Raw genomic sequence first — 18033 nt, forward strand, 5'->3', positions numbered from 1 at the left:
TTTAATGATGCAACAATCAATACTATTAGTAGATGGAATGGCACTACTATTCCGTGGATTTTTTGCAACATCCTTCCGAGGAAATTTTATGCGAAATGAAAGAGGAGTTCCCACGAACGGTATATATCAATTTCTTCGTTACCTACTGGACGCTGTAGATACATTTCAGCCAACACATGTTATCTGCTGCTGGGATATGGGTAGTAAGACCTTTCGAACTACGATGTATGAAGCGTACAAAGCTAATCGTTCTGCACCACCAGAGGAATTAATACCACAGTTCGACTTAGTAAAAGAGGTAGTGGATGCATTCGAAATGCCGAATATTGGTATTGAAAATTATGAAGCAGATGATTGTATCGGTACACTTGCAAAGCAGTTGTCAACGGAAAGTGAGGTGCTTATTTTAACAGGTGATCAAGATATTCTCCAGCTAGTTGGACAAGGCGTAAATGTAGCAATCATGCGTAAAGGTCAAGGAAACTATGAAGTATTCACGATGGATAACTTTTATGAGAAGAAAGGATTAAGCCCAAAACAAATTATAGATTTAAAAGGGTTAATGGGGGATACATCTGATAATTATCCAGGAGTGAAGGGAATCGGAGAAAAGACTGCAATTAAGCTTTTGCAGGAACATGATACGATTGAAGGATTATTAGAAAATCTGGACAAGTTACCTAAGGGAGTTCAGACTAAAATAATGGCAAACATGGACATGTTACATCTTTCCAGGAATCTCGCTGAAATTCGCTGTGATGTGCCTATTGAGTTTAATTTAGATGAAGCAAAATGGAAGTACAATCGAGAAAGCGTAATACAGCGTTTTGAGGAATTAGAACTTCCAAATTTAGCTAAATTAATATAGAGAACAAAAACCTGTATGTTGAAATACAGGTTTTTGTTTAACATTAGCTAAAAAAACGATTTTCTATTCATTGTAACCAAGGGATTCACCAACTCATGTGGTGAATGGATAGCTTTCCAATCCGAAAAACTTCAATTAGTTGTTACGATTATTTTTGCGATTGTTGTTGTCACGGTTGTTGTTGCGATCGTTATTGTTATTGTTGTTGTCTAAATCATCGTTTAGAAACTCGTTCGCAAATTCAACATTATCGTTGTTATTGTTGTTACGATTATTGTTGTTGTTGTTGTTGCGATTGTTGTTTTTCGCCATTTGTAGCCCTCCTGTAATTGTTTTTAGTGAAATTTTCTTACTTTTATCTGATTACATTTCTCATCAGATGTTAAGTAAGTGATTTCACTTTACAAGAGTATCTTTCCCCGATTCTCTATATTAATTCATCTTTTATAACATTTTCCTGATAACCTTGGATTATATTGTCATGTCATAAGAGTTTATGGGATAATTAGTCAATACTTCATTTGCTAGTAATATTCTAATTATTGGGAACAAAAGGGGATAATCATGAGAAAAATATTGTATATTATCGTAAGCACTACACTAGTATGTTGTTTATTAGCATTTATAGAGCATGGTATGGAGATTAATTATGGAATAAAAACGATTTGTAAAATATCGATGTTTTTCCTTATTATTTTTGTTTACATAATTATGTTTAAGGATTTTCGATTTCGTGATGTCATTAGTATTAAAAAGATAACATTAAAAGAGTGGAAAAAAATTATAACTCTAGGATTAACATCTGCCTTTATTGTTTTAGCTGCTTATTTAATATTCCTACCAATTATTGAACTCGATTCAATAAAAAGTGATTTAACTGATCGATTAGGAATAACAGCATCAACATATATATTAGTTGGTCTGTATGTGACGTTCGGAAATTCATTTATTGAGGAGTATTTCTTTAGGGGATTTGTCTTTTTTAACTTACCAAGAAGGATTGGATATATTTTTAGTCCCTTACTATTTGCTTCTTATCACATTCCCATGATCTTCCTATGGTTTAAGCCACTGATTATTGCACTATGTTTTATCGGGCTATGGCTTATCGGTTTGATTTTTCACAAAGTAAATGAAAAAAGCCAAACCATTTGGTCTTCTTGGATGATTCATATTTGTGCTGATATAATGATTATTTTAATAGGGTTAACATTTTTTTATTAAGTTCTAACGATGTAAATTGAATTGATAAGGATTTTCTTCAAAAAAATTCCAGGAAAAACAATGTATTAGTATATGGGCATAAGAAAAAATAGAAGCAGGGGATAACAAATAAATTACACCTGGGGTGACTAAAAAATGTTGAAACGACTTTTTCCCTTGTTTATTGTGTTCATGCTAGTTTTACCTATAGGTATAAGTGCACAAAGCAAAACATTTAAAGAACCACCATTTGACTTCTACAAAGTGTCTAAAGGTGATACATTTTGGTTTGTTGCAAAACGTTATGGATTGGATTATCGTGAATTAATGCGCTTGAATCCTACTGTTGTACCAACTAATATGCAAATTGGTTCAGTTATTCGATTACGAGCAACTGCTTCAAGCCCAACTACCTTTGAAGAGCAGGTAGCACAGCTTGTCAATCAGGAAAGAGCTAAACAAGGTCTTAAAGCTTTGTTACACAGGGCCGACCTTAAAAATGTGGCAGAGAAAAAAGCGATGGATATGGTTAACTCCAATTACTTTTCGCACAATAGTCCGAACTACGGTTCTCCATTTGATATGATGAAGACCTTTGGAATTAGTTATCGAACTGCCGGTGAGAATATTGCCAAGGGGCAAAAATCACCACAAGAAGTAATGAATGCTTGGATGAATTCATCTGGACATCGGGCAAATATCTTAAATCCAAACTTTGATTCAATTGGAGTTGGTTATTATAATGGTGTTTGGGTACAGGAGTTTACAGGCTCATAAAGTATAGATGACAATCATTAGTCCAATTAGGTTAAAACTAATTGGACTTTTTTATTCTAAACGGGGACAGAAATATCTGTAAATTAATATAAATATAGTTTTCAAAATGTTATAGTTAATTTACAATAATGTTACAGACAAGCAAAAGTACGTTTAGTTGGGAGGATTATTGTGGGTTCATTTGTTAGAAGAGTGATGGTTTTAAGTATCCTTTTATTTCTTATACCGATTTCCATTTCAGCAGAGGAAAGCATTGAAGTAACGGTTACATATGGGGTTAATGGGAAAGTACAAGTAGGAAAAGGCTTTCCAATGACTGTAAAAATCAAAAATGAAGGGGATGCAATTACTGGTGATCTAGTGTTTTTTGCAGGTCCAAATTATAATATGCTAGGCAATAACGTTGTTCCAGTAGAGTTATCTAAAGGAGAAGAGAGTGTTATTACTCTAGCTTCACCAGGATTCAATGATTACTATTCCTACTATCCAACAAATAAAAAGGAGCAATTTATAAAGTTTTTTGAAGGTGGCTGGGAAAGAGGGAAAGAAATAAAGTTAAAAGGAAATACAAACCTAATGCCATCTATTTTCCCTGATAATCGGCTAGTCATTGGAGCTTTAACAGACTCCCCTGATTCATTAAATGCACTAAAAGCTTCTCGTTATAACGGTGAAGCAACAGAATTCTTAACGATTACAGAGGATAATATTGCAAATGAATCCACAGCGTTAGAGGTATTTGATGTAATCCTAATCAACAATTATAATGCCTCTAAGCTTTCAGATGAACAAATCATAGCTATTAAAGAGTGGGTCAGAGCTGGTGGACATTTGATGTTAGGAAGTGACCCCTCACTTCAACAGCATAAAGGTTTACAAGAGCTTTTTCTACTACAAATAAACGATCAAACCTCATTCGAAAATTTGGAATTCTTAAATTCAACTAAAGATAGTGAAAAGGGAGAAATACCTAATTTTAGTCAAGTTGAAATAAATAAAGGAATATTAGTAGAAGATACGCAAGTGTTATATGCAGATCATTCTTTACCTATGGTGATGACAAAAAACTACGGTTTAGGAGAAGTAACCCAATTTTCCTTTGATGTTGGAAGTGATACCTTAATTAAATGGGATAGTTATCCCTCGTTTTGGTCGGAATTTTTACAAAAGGCTGTTGATAAGGACCTGAGTGGACAACAGCTCTACATGTTAGAAGAGCTTTCCAGCCGCTTAGGAAATGTTGTTGAAATGTATCCTTCATCCTTTATACCCGTAAAGGCATTAGTAATCTTATTTGTCCTCTATTTAGTATTAGTAATTCCAGGACTGTACTTTCTATTAAAAAAAATAGATAAACGTGAAATTTCCTGGATTATTATCCCAGCAGTTTCTATATTATCTAGTATTGCTATTTTTATTGTTGGCGCTAATGATAGATTAGAGGGTACACAGATAAATAATATTAGCCTACTATCCATCGACGAGGAAGGTATGGCTAATGGATTTAGTGCATTTTCTATTTTAACGAATAGTGGAGGAGACTATCCAATTACGATTAAACCAATAGAGTACCAGCCATTACCAATTAACAATTATGGTTTTGATGACACTAGCTCGTTTAGTGAGTATCCTATGATAGAAAAAGGTAGAAAACAAACGAAGATTACCTTTACCAATGTGGAATATTGGTCTACACGTTCAGCTATGGGACCAATACAAGGAATAGAATCTGGTAAGCTAAACACTGACTTACAAATAGTAGATAATAAAATGCTAGGTTTTGTTACGAATTCTCTTCAAGTCGATTTAGAGGAAGTATATCTATTAAGTGGCTCAAGGGTATATGAACTCGGTAAACTAAAAGCTGGTGAAACAGTTGAGGTTAATATTGAAATTAACAATAAAAATAATGAAATGCAAAATTTAATCGGTGCACCGCGTACTTCTATTGCTTCGTCACTCTACCCTGGACATAATAGTTCTCCATATGGGGGAAGCGCAGGACCAAAAGATAAAGAGTCTCTGACGGAATGGAAGAAATTTGAAATGCTTGATACGTTAATGACTTACGATATTCATCAGAAGGATTTAAATCGTCCATTAATAGCAGGGTATACATCTAAATCGATGACAGAGGTTGTTTCAACAAGTAAGCAAGCAGATATTAATGCATTAACCCTTTTTACACAACAAGTAGATGTGCAAATTAAGTCTCTTAAGGGTGGGGAATTTGTGTTAAAAAGTGAAAGCATGACACCAAAACTAAGTATTGTATCGAATACGGGATTCATTCATTATAATGGATTATTGTATGCCGAGAACTTTGTTGATGTAGAAAATGGTAAATACCAGCTTACATACCAAATACCGGTACAAATAAATATGGATAATATTTCGTTACGTAATTTATTGGTAAGACTTTCTTCAGGAAATGGAAATAGTTTTCAAATATATAATGCGAAGGAGAAGGAATATATCACATTAGATGATAACCGTGTGACATTTGAGGAGAATGTCAATGAATTTATTACTGATGAAGGAGAAATTATCATAACATTTGAGAAAAACAATGATACGGATCCACAGGTTTATGTTCCTACTCTCGAATTGAAAGGAGAGTACGACCATGATTGAAACAGTTAACTTAACGAAAAAATATGGTTCGTTTACAGCATTAGATTCCTTAAATTTAAAGATTGAAAAGGGTACAGTCTTTGGCTTTGTAGGACATAATGGTGCAGGGAAATCTACAACCTTTTCTATTCTATCAACTTTACTTGCTCCAACGTCAGGAACAGCCTATGTTAACGGTTATGATGTTACAAGAGAGCCTAAAAAGGTTCGAAATCATATTGGTTACATGCCAGATTTCTTCGGTGTATATGATCAATTTAAAACAGTGGAATACCTTGATTTTTATGGTGCTAGTTATGGGATTCCTAAGCATGAAAGAGAGATCCTCATTCCACAATTATTAGAGCTAGTTAATTTATCCCATAAAAAAAATGAATATGTGGATGTATTGTCACGAGGGATGAAGCAACGTCTCTGTTTAGCACGTTCACTTATACATGATCCTGAGGTGTTAATTTTAGATGAACCTGCATCAGGTCTGGATCCCCGGGCAAGAATTGAAATGAGAGAAATATTAAAGGAATTAAAGAGTATGGGGAAGACCATATTAATTTCCTCCCATATATTACCAGAGTTGGCCGAGATGTGTGATGAAATTGGCGTAATTACCAATGGAAGGTTAGTCGCCTCAGGCTCTGTTACATCGATACAAAACCAACTGAAAGCAAATAAAATTATTCATGTTAAATTAACTGCTGATTTGGAAAAGGCTATTGTGTTTTTTGAGGATGAACCGAAAATTTCAAATCTTTCAAAGAACGACAAGCATGACGATACAATTACCTTTTCATATTCTGGTACGGATGTAGAACAAGTAGAATTATTAAAAAAGGCGGTTAGTAACGGACTACAAATCATTAGCTTTGGTCAAGAAGAGACAGATCTTGAGGATGTATTCCTAGAAATTACGAAAGGAGTAGATTTTTCATGAAATCTTTATGGATAAACCCAGTATTAAATAAAGAAATCAAGCTCCGTTTTCGATCGTTTAAAGGATTTTTAGGGGTAATCTTCTATTTATTTGCCCTTGGCTTAGTGGCTTTAGGCTTTATTATTGTCTCAACAATGTATGGTCAAGCTGCTATTTTTCGTCCAGAGGAAAGTCGTATGATGTTCACAGTACTATCCTTTGTTCAAATGGTTTTGATTCTATTTATGACACCAGGACTTACATCAGGAGCAATTAGTGGTGAGCGAGAAAGACAAACATTGAATATATTATTAACAACTCCACAATCATCTGTAACGATTATTATTAGCAAATTAGTTTCGTCCATTTCATATTTATTATTAATGATGATTGCATCTCTGCCTTTGTATAGTATTGTGTTTTTATTCGGTGGTGTTTCGCCAAGCTTATTAATTTCAACTTTCTGTATATACCTCATAACGATGATTGCAATTGCCAGTTTAGGTGTCATGTTTTCTACCTTAATTCGTAAAACGATTATCTCTACTATTGTCACGTATGGGGTTACTGTATTTCTAGCAGGAGGTACTGCTTTTTTAACAACCATTATTGGTCAATTATTTATGTATCAACAATATAGCCAGTCAATTGTTCCATACTTAACAGCAATGTTTAATCCATTTTTTATTTTATTATCAAACTTTGAATCCTATTTGACAGATGAAATTCAACGATTATCAGGAATAGATTTTCCTTTAATGGCAAGTTTTATCATTATTTATGTACTAATTAGTGTCCTAGCAATAGGCATTAGTATCAAAAAACTACGGCCAAGAATGAAGGCTCAAAAGAGGATTGGATAAGATGAATGATTATCAACAGTTTTTAGCACTTTTAAAGACTGCTAAGCGAAAACTTTATCTTAAACATTTTTTAAATTTTATCCAACGATGGTGTTTAATTGCAGGCGTTTCCATGTTCTTAGTTGTCGTATTAGCTAGATTCGTGGTTGTTACAAATCTAACCGATATTTTAGGAATCATTGCCTTTATTTCACTAATTATTGTTACCGCAATCTCTCTTATAAAACGGCCCTCGCTTCGTGATGCAGCGCGTTACTTTGATGAGTTTGTCCAAGAGGATCGTGTAAAAACAGCACTTCACTTTTTGCAAAGAGATGATCCATTAAGCCAATTACAGCGAAAAGACGCTATTTCACATATGAAAAATCAAATCCCAGCCCTTCAAGCTGCTAAGCAGAAGTTATTCAACTCTGGGCACCTATTAATCATAGGCTTATTGAGTTTATTCATTGTAGCTGCGTTTATATTTCCAGCCGATTCCATGAATCTGGCAAAAGAAAAAGAGAAAGAACAAGAGATCGTTAAAGAGACGAGAGAAGCTATTAAAGAAATAGCATCAACTGAGAAACAAGATAGAGTAAAAGATTTACAAGAACAGACAGACAAAATAAAAGAGAGTGAAGAACTATTAAAGAAATTACTCCAGGAAGAAACAACACTTGAAAAAGATAAGCAGGACGCAATGAAAAAAGCGCAATTATTAAAAGAAATGGCACAAGAAGCATTGAGCCTTAATAAGTTAGCAGATGCATTTAAACAAGCTGATTCAGAAAATATGAAGCGTGCCTTAAAAGATATTATGCAAAATAATGTGTCTACTCTAACCCCTGAACAACAAAAAGCATTAGAAGATTTAATATCTAACTTACTGAATGAGGATATTCAGCAATTGAATGAGCTGACCGATGAGCAATTGGAAGAATTACTAGCTAAACTGGAAAATGAATTGGAAAGTCTTATAAATAGTGTGAACGCCTTGGGGGAAATTGCATCTCTACAGCAACAAATTCAGGATATTGCTACGAAGCTTCATAAAAATATGAACGATAATGGAATGACAAGTACAACAGAGCTAGCCTTTAGTCCACAAAGTAAGTCTAGTAACCCGAGTCAAACGAATGGGGAGAACGATGATAGTAATGAAGACAATGGGAAAAATGCTGATACAGGAAATGGAACTGGAGAAAGCAGTAATTCAAGTAACAGCTCAAATGGTAGCTCAGGCTCTAGTTCAGGTAATGGAAAAGGTGGAAATGGCGGGGCTAATAATAGTGTGGGTTCTGGTGCCGGATTAGGTCAAGGCTCACGTAAGCTTACGATCCCAGAAAGAATAGATAGCGAGAAGTCAATTGAGCGTGATTTTGGGGAATTGGGAAAAGGGAGCAGCGAAATGCAAAAGACACCAGATGGGCTAATATTAAAGGGATCTGTTCGATCCCATGAGGAAGTTTATGGACAATATGCTGATTCCTATCGCAAAAGTGTTGACCGCTTACAATTACCAGCCTACTTAGAGGATGTAGTAAAAGATTATTTTAGTGATTTAAATCCGAGAGGGGAATAGGTTGTGCTAAATATTGAAACAAAAGAGAAGCAATTACAGGAAGTAGCTGAACAAATCAATGAACTTAAGAGTGAAATTGCAAGATTTATCGTCGGACAACAAGCTATAATTGATCAAGTACTTTGGGCAATTTTCTCGGGAGGGCATGCTTTGCTAGAAGGATTGCCTGGTCTTGGTAAAACAATGCTTGTGCGAACAGTATCAGAAGTAATCGATTTAAAATTTTCTCGAATTCAATTTACACCTGACTTAATGCCATCCGATATTACGGGGACAATGCTTATCGAACCTACTGAGGATGGTAAAAGACAAGCGTTTACTTTTCATAAAGGACCGGTATTCTCAAATATTATATTAGCGGATGAAATTAACCGAGCAACACCGAAGACTCAAAGCGCACTATTGGAGGCAATGGGGGAAAAAACCGTATCTGTAATGGGCGAAACGAAGCAGCTACCAGAACCCTTTTTTGTTCTGGCTACTCAAAATCCACTTGATTTAGAAGGAACCTATCCTTTACCCGAAGCACAGATGGACCGTTTTCTGATGAAACTATACGTCGAGTATCCTTCAAAAGAAGAATTAAAGCAAATTGTCCATCTTACAACAGGAACGGAAGTAACAAAGGTGCGTAAAGTAATCGACAGAAATAGAATCATCGAAATTCAAAATCTAGGAAAAGAAATACTCATATCAGAGGAAATGATTGATTACGCGATAGCATTAATAATGGCAACACATCCAGATGAGCAACAAGCACCTGAATCAGTCAAAAAATATGTACGTTATGGATCTGGGCCACGTGGGTTACAAGCATTAATTAAGATTGCAAAGGTTCGTGCACTTTGTGCTGGACGATATCATGTATCAACTGGTGATATTAAGCAAGCAGCAAAACCAGTACTTCGTCATCGCCTTTTCATGAATTTCGAAGGGGAAGCTAATGGCTTCACGAGTGACCAAATAATGGAAGATATACTTGCTTCCATTGGAGAATCTTGACGATGAAAGAGCTACTAACTAGTACATTAATGTATCGCTTGCCTATGTACCGCTTGCAATCTAGAACTATGAAAAGGGGACATCATAAAGGGACTCGACGATCTAATAGGCTGGGTACTTCTCTAGAGTTTTCTGATTTTCGTCCATATCAGCCTGGTGATGATCTGAGACAAATTGATTGGAATGTTTTTGCTCGAACAAATAAGCACTACATTAAACGTTTCCTAGATGAACAGGAGTTAGTTGTGTCTATCTATCTTGATTGTACGAAGTCGATGGCTGTTCTTCCGAGTAAGTGGGCTTTTGCTAAAGCAATTGCCGCTTCACTGGGGTATATGTCACTTTGTGCGGATGATCGAGTTGGCATATTCCCTATCGGTGCACCAAATCATCCTTTCACATATAAAAAGGGACGAGCATTCGCAAATCGCTTTGTTCAATATGCCGAAAAGATACAATCAAGCAATACGAGTAATAGCTTTTCTGAATCTCTACAAAAAATGATACAACCGAAATCTAGTTTTTCAATATTAATCAGTGATTTATTGGAACCGTACGACTTAATAGAAAATGCCTTAAAGAAATTACAAGCCTACAAACAAGAGTTATATGTTGTTCAAATCCTTTCACATGAGGAGATACGACCAGTTTACCAAGGGGATTTACAATTAATTGATAGCGAGACTAGTGAAACGATTCATGTAACCATGAGTACAGCGGTAAAAAACAGCTATCAACAGCGCTTATCAAGTCACACAGAGTTAATTCAAAAGTTATGCTATGAACGGGGCATCCATTTTATCCAATGCAAGACAGATGATTCCTTAGAAGACATCATTTGTGGTCAATTGATTGCAAAAGGGTGGATCCAGGTGAGGTGATTCCATGCAATTTATAGCTCCAATATATTTCCTACTTAGTATATTTTTAGTTATTACTGTCTTGTTTTACTTATTCCGTAAACAGTATGAAAATCAAATAATTCCATCAACTCTCTTATGGCAGCAGGTAATGCGCGAATGGCAGGCTACAAAATGGTGGAAAAAGCTACAAAACCATATTCTGCTATATTTACAGCTTCTCATATTATTCCTATTAATGCTTTCCATTACTAGGCCGTTTTGGTCATATCTTGAACTGTCAGGGGAGCATATTATAGTGGTATTAGATAGCTCCGCTTCGATGACAACAGAGGAGGGTGACTTAACTCGCCTTGATTTAGCAAAGAATGAATTATTAAACCTCATTGATCACTTAGATAACCAGAGATTAAGCATTATTCTTGTTGAAGACGTACCTAAAATATTGCTAGCTAATGAAACGTCAAAGCAAAAGATGGAATCAATGATAAGTGAAGTCACTTCCAGCTATCGACACGCTGATGTTCGGAAGGCTATACAGGTAGCAAATCAATTACTTTCTGATACTACCGGGGAAATTCATGTTTTTTCAGATCGTGTAAATAAGGCCGATGTGAACGATCTTAATTTATCTCGTGATTTGATTGTCAACAATTTAGGGATAACTACAAAAAATATTTCATTACACAATTTTGGAGTAGCAGAAAAAGACGGTAACGTTCATGGGCTACTCACTATTTATAATGAAGATGAAGAAGAACAGCTTGTTCGGATTACGATAGAAAGTGAAGGAAAGATTATTCAAGAAATTCAAGACATAGTCGAACAAGGAAAGCTGCATCAACTTTCTCTTCCGGATTTGCCTGTTAAACCGTATTATAAAGCAATGATTACAACTGTAGATAATTATGAAGCTGATAATACTGCCATTGCATTTTTAGCTACAGAGTCAAAGCCAACGTTTTATTTAATTGGGGATATAAATCCATTTATCACGAAGGTATTAAATTACCTTAGCAATGATATCGTACAAATGAAATCCGATCAAGAAGGAATAGATAAGAACGGAATATTTATAGTAGAACAATTACCAGAAAAGGAATGGCCAAATGGACCATTATTCATTCTATCACCTCCGACTGGAGGAACTTTTCAGGTTGGCGAAAAGAAAGAATTAACTATCCGTCCTCAAGTGGTCAAACAGGATCCAATCTTTCAATTTGTTAATATGGATGAGGTCTATATCCAATCAAGTGCGTCTTATCAAGATGAGGAGTTTGACACCATCCTTACAAGTGGAGATATTCCCTTGATCAGTAAAGGAAACTACCAAGGCAATCCAATTGTTTTTCTTGGATTTGACATTGCAGATACGGATTGGCCACTACATGCAAGCTTTCCTATTTTTCTATATAATGTTATGAACTATTTAACAGAAAATCAGGAGACGCTTGGGTACGTAAAACCACTGGAACCTGTTGAATTTTCTCACAGTGCAGTTGCGACGGAAAGTAAGATTGTTACGGAAGAAGGGAAAAAAGTCACTTCCTTAGATATGAATAATAGTTTCTTTCAAGCCCCTAGATTCCCAGGTTTATATCGAGTTCTAGAGTACAATGGGAAATCGATATCGGAAAAGCTCTTTGCAGTATCTATTGACCAACAAGATAAATATATAAAGCCAAGTGAAAGTTTTTCCATTCAATCCAAACATAATACGAATTCAAAAGACCAAAAAAACCCTAACGAAATTTGGCCGTTGCTAGTTTTTATTGCTTTCTTACTTTTACTACTTGAATGGGAGGTATATCGTCATGGGATTTCAAATTGACAAGCCCTTATTCCTCCTGTTGTATATTCCGGTAATTTGTCTATTAATTCTATATTGGAGAACTGTTAAACTATCTTCAAAACTAGAAAAGCGAGCTATATTGACCGTAAGGGTTATCGTATTTACTTTCGTTATCTTTGCACTTTGTATGCCAAATATAACGTTTTCAGTTAAAGGAGTTACAACAGTTTTCGTAGTAGATCATTCTGAAAGCGTACGAAATCAAGAAGAAATCATGTTTGGGGCAATTGAAGAAGCAATTGAACAGATGAATGAGGACGATCGTTTTGCGATTGTATCAGTTGCAGAGGAAGGACAAGTTTTACAAACGTTATCATCACGAGATAAAGGAATCCTAGCTCCTAAAGCAATCGAAAAAACCTCTTATACGAATTTAGAAGAAGGGCTTCAACTTGCTGCAAGTCTCCTTCCTTCAAATTCTAAAGGGAGAATAGTATTACTAAGTGATGGTAACGAAAATATAGGAGATGTGAAACGACAAGTAAATCTATTAAGCTCACAGGGAATATCAGTTGATGTTATCCCATTCTCTGTGTCCGTAGAACAAGATATCGTATTAGAAGATTTTCAAGTACCGGATAATCTATATTTAGGTGAAGAAGTCACGATGTCATTAGTACTGTCTAGCACTCATAATTCAACTAGTAGGGTACGAATTAGAAAAAATAATGAAGTTATTATTGATGAGCAAGTTTCTGTCAGACAAGGGAAAAATGCTTATACATTTGATTACTTCATTGATTCCACAGGAACACATAGCTTTCAAGTAGATGTTATCTCGGAAGATGATAGTATCTTACAAAATAATGTTGGTTATGCCATCGCAAATGTAAAGGGGACACCGACTGTTCTTTTAGTTGAGGGCAAGGAGGGTGAAGGTAAAAATCTTGAACAAGTATTCCTATCCTCTAATTTACAAGTAGAGACGATTAAACCACACATGCTTCCCACAGCACTTACTGGGTTACTAGATTTTGAAGCGATTATATTTAGTAATGTTTCAGCAACAGATGTGACAAGGGAACAGATGGAGGTTATCGAAAGTGCTGTAAAGGATTTTGGGATTGGATTCATGATGACCGGTGGAAACCAGAGCTATGGCTTAGGTGGCTATTTTAAGACACCTATTGAAGATTTACTTCCTGTTGAAATGGATTTAAAAGGCAGAAAAGAGTTACCTTCCTTAGGGATGGTGATTGTTTTAGATCGTTCTGGAAGTATGGCAGGCTATAAGCTGGATTTAGCGAAGGAGGCTGCTGCTCGCTCTGTAGAACTACTAAGAGAAAAAGACACATTTGGGTTTATCGCCTTTGATGATCAACCTTGGCAAATTATAGATACAGATGTAATCGGTGAAAAAGAAAAAGCGTCAGAGAAGATTCGATCAATCATAGAGGGGGGAGGTACGGAGATTTTCCCAGCTTTACAACTAGCTTATGAACAGCTTGAACCACTTGAACTAAAACGAAAACATATCATTCTCTTAACCGATGGGCAATCTGCTACGAATAACGATTATTTCGAACTTATTAACGAGGGAATAGAGAAGAATGTTACCTTATCAACTGTTGCTATTGGAAGTGATGCCGACCGAGGATTGTTAGAACAGCTTGCAGAGGAAGGCACTGGGCGATTTTATGATGTACAAGATGCCTCCACGATTCCTAGTATTCTTTCACGAGAGACAGTACTAACTACTAGAACCTACATCGAGGATAATCCTTTTTATCCAAGCTTCTTCGCTGGTACAAACTGGGATTTTATATTCCAGGAGGGAGTTCCAGAAATGAATGCCTATATCGCAACAGAGCCAAAACCAAGAGCGGAAAAGATCCTAGAAAGTGAAAAGGGTGATCCAATCCTCATCCGATGGCAATATGGTTTAGGCAACACAATAGCATGGACTACGGATGTCAGAGGAGAATGGGCAGGAAATTGGCCAGCATGGGAAAACTGGCCGATTCTATGGAATGAAGTATTATCGTGGACCTTGCCTTCATATCAACAACAATTGTACGCCATTGAGGAACAAATTAATGGTAGGGAAGTTACGTTAAAGGTAACCTCTGATGAAATAGATCTTCTACCACTTCACGTAAGCGTGGTTGATGAAAAAGGAAATGAGTTACAGTCGGAAATTCGTCCAACTGCACCAGGAGAACATGAGATTACTTTTAACGCTGATACTGGAGTTTATTTTATTAATTTATCTAAATTAGAGAACGGTCAAGTGACCAGTACCTATCAAACGAGCGTAGTTGTCCCTTATTCAAAAGAGTTTGCACTTGTAAGCGAAAATCAACAGCTACTTCATGAAATAGCTGAACTGAGCAATGGAACAGTATTAAACAACCCAGGGGACGCCTTTCGCGACGTAGATCGTAAAACTAGTGGGAAGCAGCCTATATATATGCCATTGTTACTTATAGCCTTTTTGTTATTCTTTATAGAAATTGCTATTCGTAGGTTCGGAATACAGCATCTTCTCGGCAGACTAATCAACTCTCGAGCTAAACCAGTAAAATCTATTGAAAATAAACAAGGGAAGAGTGGGCGAACATTCGAGCATTTTCGAAAGGCTACTGTAAAGAAACGCGAGAAGTCAGATACGCTGAAATCTATTGAAGATACTAGAAATATTCCAAAGAAAGATAGTAAAGAGAATAAACCAAATCAATCTAATAGTCCTCCAAAGACAAGTAAAGCTTCCTCAGACAAACATGAACGCATGAAACGACTCTTAGAGGCTAAAAATCGGAAAACAAAAGACTAATTCTACATCCCATCTACTGGTATTGTTCTTAGATGGGATTATTTTTTGTTCTCATTTCATCTAAATGGTTATATCTGCAACAATATTTAGTTCATAAGACCTATATACGATAAAACAAATAGTATCTTTGATATATTGACGAATACAAGTCCTCACGCCAAGCTATAAATAGAACTGGTAAAAAAGGAGTGTCATTCATTGCGCAAGTTATTTACAGTACTATGTATTAGTCTCTTATTCCTAACAGTAGCATGTAGCAAGGATTCTACTAAAAAAGAAGATGAAAAACCTAAAGTCACACAAAAAGAGGATATCGATAAGGATACTCTTAAACAAGAAAAAGGAACTGATTCAGAAGAATCTTCGTTCCAGGCGATACCTAATACTTTGGAAGATTTGAAGAATCAACCAGGCGGTACTTTAGTTGGGGAGCTTTCCCTGCAAAAGGAATTAGAAACAGATACAAATGAATTAATGTCACGTATTGATACTGATTTACAGGAACAAATAAAAAAAATTACTAGTAATACAGATGATGCAAATGAAATCGTTATCGAAATAATAAAATTGTTAGGTAGTCCTAATTATAAGGAAGCAATTGAAAAAGCTGAAGCATTCAAGCCTTCCTTTAAAGACCCTTATCTTCCAAATCCAAAAAAAGTGACCAAAGGAGAGAGCAAGGGAGAAATAGGAAAAGCAATCATTCTACTAGATGCAAGCTCAAGTATGCTCCTTAGTGTGAATGGTGAGGTCAAAATGGACATCGCAAAAGATGCTGTAAAACGTTTTGCTGATGTTATTGGGCAAGAAAGTGACGTGTCATTAGTCGTTTATGGACATAAAGGTTCTGAATCGAACTCAGATAAAAAGCTTTCCTGTGAAGGAATTGAAGAGGTTTATCCAATGGGCAGCTATGATGCTAATGAATTTGAGAAGTCATTAACAACATTTGAAAGTAAAGGTTGGACACCTCTAGCAGGTGCAATCAATAAAGCAACTAAAATGAGTAGTAATATGGATGGACCAATTACAGTTTATATTGTTAGTGATGGTATTGAAACCTGTGATGGGGATCCCGTCAAAGAAGCTGAAAAGTTTGCGAACGAAAACAAAGAACGCACCGTTAATATCATTGGATTTAATGTCGACAAAAAAGCAGAAGAACAGTTAGTTGCTGTATCTGAAGCAGGTAATGGTAAATATTATTCAGCGAACAATGCTGATGAAATTCAGAAGACGATTGAATATGAGTGGTTACCTACGATGGCAGATCTTGTGTGGGCACATATGAAAGCTCCCGGTCCGTGGGAAGTCATTGCTGAGAGGGATCGATACGGGGAAGAGTATTGGATAATAAGAAACCTCATCCAAAAGGAACACGACCGTATTCAAACTGCCATTAATATTCGCTATCAGGAGGATTTCGTAACCTCCGAGTTAGGCTCTGCTATCAAGGATCGGATGTTGGAGAGGTATTCTGCTAGTATGGATATCAATAATGATTTACAAACTAAAAAAATAGAAGAAATAGATCAAGTAGTTAACGAGATCAAAGAGCGAGTAGACAATTGGACGAAAGAAATGGAAAGCATTAAAAATGAATAAGCTGTCTAAACAAAATATGCTGATGGAAAGTATAAAAGCCTAGTTTCATTTATTGAGAAACTAGGCTTTTTAATGGATCCATAAACATTCTGGTCAATTTTTAAATTCAATTGTTTTTTGAATCTATTATCATTACTTTTTTAAAATCGGTATCCATATTTCACTCTTGAACGTTGGAGAGGTAATATCTTTATTCTCATTCCACAGGATTTCTGGACCTTCTATTTGTTCATAATTTGAGGATGGAAACCATTCAGAATAAATCCGCCCCCATACGTCTTGAAGCGTATCTGGAAATGGACCGATCGCTTCAAATACAGCCCATGATGAAGCAGGGACTTCAAGGAGTGCTAGGTTATTAGGACACGCTTTAGTTGTTGCTACACCTATATAATGATCAAGCTCCCCATTTTCCTCCATTCTGCCTTCTGAAAAATTCGTGGATGCACTAAGAAGTCCCTTAGGCTCAACATTAGATAGCTCCTTTAGCTTATTTATCATTTCTCCATCTAATTCTTTCCACATAGCAGCAATTTCCGGATTAACTCCATTGAAAATGATAGGGACTCTTTTCTTCATACCGACAATGCGAAATGCCTCTTTTTCTTCAATTCGATAATTCATTTCACTTCCTCCTTTAATTGATAATTGGAAAGTCATTGGTGGGTATGCTTTCAGAGAATGACCATGATCTCTTGCTTCGGATGGCAATATCCCATGCAGGTTTTGAAAAGCTCGTGCAAAAGAGTCAGGTGAGCTGTAACCGTATTTAATTGCAATGTCAATGACCCTTACACTGGTATCCTTCAGATCAAATGCTGCAAGCGTAAGCCGTCTGCGACGGATGTATTCCGATAATGAAATACCAGCAAGGAAGGAAAACATCCTTTTAAAATGATATTCGGAGCAGAAAGCTCGCCTTGATATCTCTTTAAAGTCAATTTCATTCGTAAGATTTTCTTCGATATACTCTAATGCGCCATTCATGTTTTTAAGCAAATCCATTGTATGACCTCCTTACCAAAAGAATAGCAGGAAATGAATGTATCTATCCGACTTTTGGTGCACAATTATATCGGATCTTTCATAAGTAATACAGGATGTTATATCTAAATATAGTCG

14 protein-coding genes are annotated in these 18033 nt (G+C 35.9%); 12 read left to right on the forward strand and 2 right to left on the reverse strand.

The annotated features are described in order from the left end of the window. The first annotated feature begins 4 nt into the window (after window positions 1-4). The gene (locus KI338_RS04490; protein ID WP_212919757.1) at window positions 5-868 is read left to right on the forward strand and encodes a 5'-3' exonuclease; all 864 of its coding nucleotides are present in this window, start codon (window positions 5-7) and stop codon (window positions 866-868) included. Between the two features lie 135 nt (window positions 869-1003). On the opposite strand, the gene KI338_RS04495 is transcribed toward KI338_RS04490, so the two are convergent. Then, window positions 1004-1180, reverse strand: a complete 177-nt coding sequence (locus KI338_RS04495; RefSeq protein ID WP_212919758.1) for a hypothetical protein — start codon at window positions 1178-1180, stop codon at window positions 1004-1006. Between the two features lie 252 nt (window positions 1181-1432). On the opposite strand from KI338_RS04495, the gene KI338_RS04500 reads away from it, so the two are divergent. From KI338_RS04500 to KI338_RS04550, 11 genes are all read left to right on the forward strand, one after another. Further along, window positions 1433-2092, forward strand: a complete 660-nt coding sequence (locus KI338_RS04500) for a CPBP family intramembrane glutamic endopeptidase (protein ID WP_212919759.1) — start codon at window positions 1433-1435, stop codon at window positions 2090-2092. Window positions 2093-2227: 135 nt separating this feature from the next. After that, on the forward strand, window positions 2228-2848 hold the full coding sequence (locus KI338_RS04505) for a CAP domain-containing protein (RefSeq protein WP_212919760.1): 621 nt from the start codon (window positions 2228-2230) through the stop codon (window positions 2846-2848). 171 nt (window positions 2849-3019) lie between these two features. Then, window positions 3020-5482 (forward strand): DUF8725 domain-containing protein, encoded by a 2463-nt coding sequence (locus KI338_RS04510; protein ID WP_212919761.1) that lies wholly within the window; start codon window positions 3020-3022, stop codon window positions 5480-5482. Next, window positions 5475-6413 (forward strand): ABC transporter ATP-binding protein, encoded by a 939-nt coding sequence (locus KI338_RS04515; protein ID WP_212919762.1) that lies wholly within the window; start codon window positions 5475-5477, stop codon window positions 6411-6413. The genes KI338_RS04510 and KI338_RS04515 overlap by 8 nt, the downstream gene beginning before the upstream one ends. Further along, the gene (locus KI338_RS04520; RefSeq protein WP_212919763.1) at window positions 6410-7255 is read left to right on the forward strand and encodes an ABC transporter permease; all 846 of its coding nucleotides are present in this window, start codon (window positions 6410-6412) and stop codon (window positions 7253-7255) included. Before KI338_RS04515 ends, KI338_RS04520 begins: the two co-directional genes overlap by 4 nt. A gap of 1 nt (window position 7256) precedes the next feature. Next, window positions 7257-8819 carry a DUF8809 domain-containing protein gene (locus tag KI338_RS04525; RefSeq protein WP_212919764.1) on the forward strand — a complete coding sequence of 521 codons (1563 nt, stop codon included), beginning with the start codon at window positions 7257-7259 and terminating at the stop codon, window positions 8817-8819. Window positions 8820-8822: 3 nt separating this feature from the next. Beyond that, the gene (locus tag KI338_RS04530) at window positions 8823-9821 is read left to right on the forward strand and encodes an AAA family ATPase (protein ID WP_212919765.1); all 999 of its coding nucleotides are present in this window, start codon (window positions 8823-8825) and stop codon (window positions 9819-9821) included. Window positions 9822-9823: 2 nt separating this feature from the next. Continuing rightward, window positions 9824-10702, forward strand: a complete 879-nt coding sequence (locus KI338_RS04535) for a DUF58 domain-containing protein (protein ID WP_212919766.1) — start codon at window positions 9824-9826, stop codon at window positions 10700-10702. Window positions 10703-10706: 4 nt separating this feature from the next. Next, on the forward strand, window positions 10707-12512 hold the full coding sequence (locus KI338_RS04540; RefSeq protein ID WP_212919767.1) for a vWA domain-containing protein: 1806 nt from the start codon (window positions 10707-10709) through the stop codon (window positions 12510-12512). After that, window positions 12496-15306, forward strand: a complete 2811-nt coding sequence (locus KI338_RS04545) for a VWA domain-containing protein (protein WP_212919768.1) — start codon at window positions 12496-12498, stop codon at window positions 15304-15306. The genes KI338_RS04540 and KI338_RS04545 overlap by 17 nt, the downstream gene beginning before the upstream one ends. A 198-nt stretch (window positions 15307-15504) precedes the next feature. Further along, a complete protein-coding gene (locus tag KI338_RS04550; protein ID WP_212919769.1) occupies window positions 15505-16911 on the forward strand; it encodes a vWA domain-containing protein in 1407 nt (468 codons plus the stop codon). A gap of 132 nt (window positions 16912-17043) precedes the next feature. Here KI338_RS04550 and KI338_RS04555 read toward each other — a convergent pair whose 3' ends face one another. Beyond that, the gene (locus KI338_RS04555; protein WP_212919770.1) at window positions 17044-17916 is read right to left on the reverse strand and encodes an AraC family transcriptional regulator; all 873 of its coding nucleotides are present in this window, start codon (window positions 17914-17916) and stop codon (window positions 17044-17046) included. Window positions 17917-18033: the final 117 nt, after the last annotated feature.

The sequence above is a fragment of the Ornithinibacillus bavariensis genome, from assembly GCF_018333235.1.
Taxonomy (GTDB): Bacteria; Bacillota; Bacilli; order Bacillales; family Amphibacillaceae; genus Ornithinibacillus; species Ornithinibacillus bavariensis.

Excerpts from the sequence above, each read along its gene's own strand:
- KI338_RS04490 (WP_212919757.1), top strand. The coding sequence starts at position 5 with ATGATGCAACAATCAATACTATTAGTAGATGGAATGGCACTACTATTC.
- KI338_RS04495 (WP_212919758.1), bottom strand. The coding sequence starts at position 1,180 with ATGGCGAAAAACAACAATCGCAACAACAACAACAACAATAATCGTAAC.
- KI338_RS04500 (WP_212919759.1), top strand. The coding sequence starts at position 1,433 with ATGAGAAAAATATTGTATATTATCGTAAGCACTACACTAGTATGTTGT.
- KI338_RS04505 (WP_212919760.1), top strand. The coding sequence starts at position 2,228 with ATGTTGAAACGACTTTTTCCCTTGTTTATTGTGTTCATGCTAGTTTTA.
- KI338_RS04515 (WP_212919762.1), top strand. The coding sequence starts at position 5,475 with ATGATTGAAACAGTTAACTTAACGAAAAAATATGGTTCGTTTACAGCA.
- KI338_RS04520 (WP_212919763.1), top strand. The coding sequence starts at position 6,410 with ATGAAATCTTTATGGATAAACCCAGTATTAAATAAAGAAATCAAGCTC.
- KI338_RS04525 (WP_212919764.1), top strand. The coding sequence starts at position 7,257 with ATGAATGATTATCAACAGTTTTTAGCACTTTTAAAGACTGCTAAGCGA.
- KI338_RS04535 (WP_212919766.1), top strand. The coding sequence starts at position 9,824 with ATGAAAGAGCTACTAACTAGTACATTAATGTATCGCTTGCCTATGTAC.
- KI338_RS04540 (WP_212919767.1), top strand. The coding sequence starts at position 10,707 with ATGCAATTTATAGCTCCAATATATTTCCTACTTAGTATATTTTTAGTT.
- KI338_RS04545 (WP_212919768.1), top strand. The coding sequence starts at position 12,496 with ATGGGATTTCAAATTGACAAGCCCTTATTCCTCCTGTTGTATATTCCG.
- KI338_RS04555 (WP_212919770.1), bottom strand. The coding sequence starts at position 17,916 with ATGGATTTGCTTAAAAACATGAATGGCGCATTAGAGTATATCGAAGAA.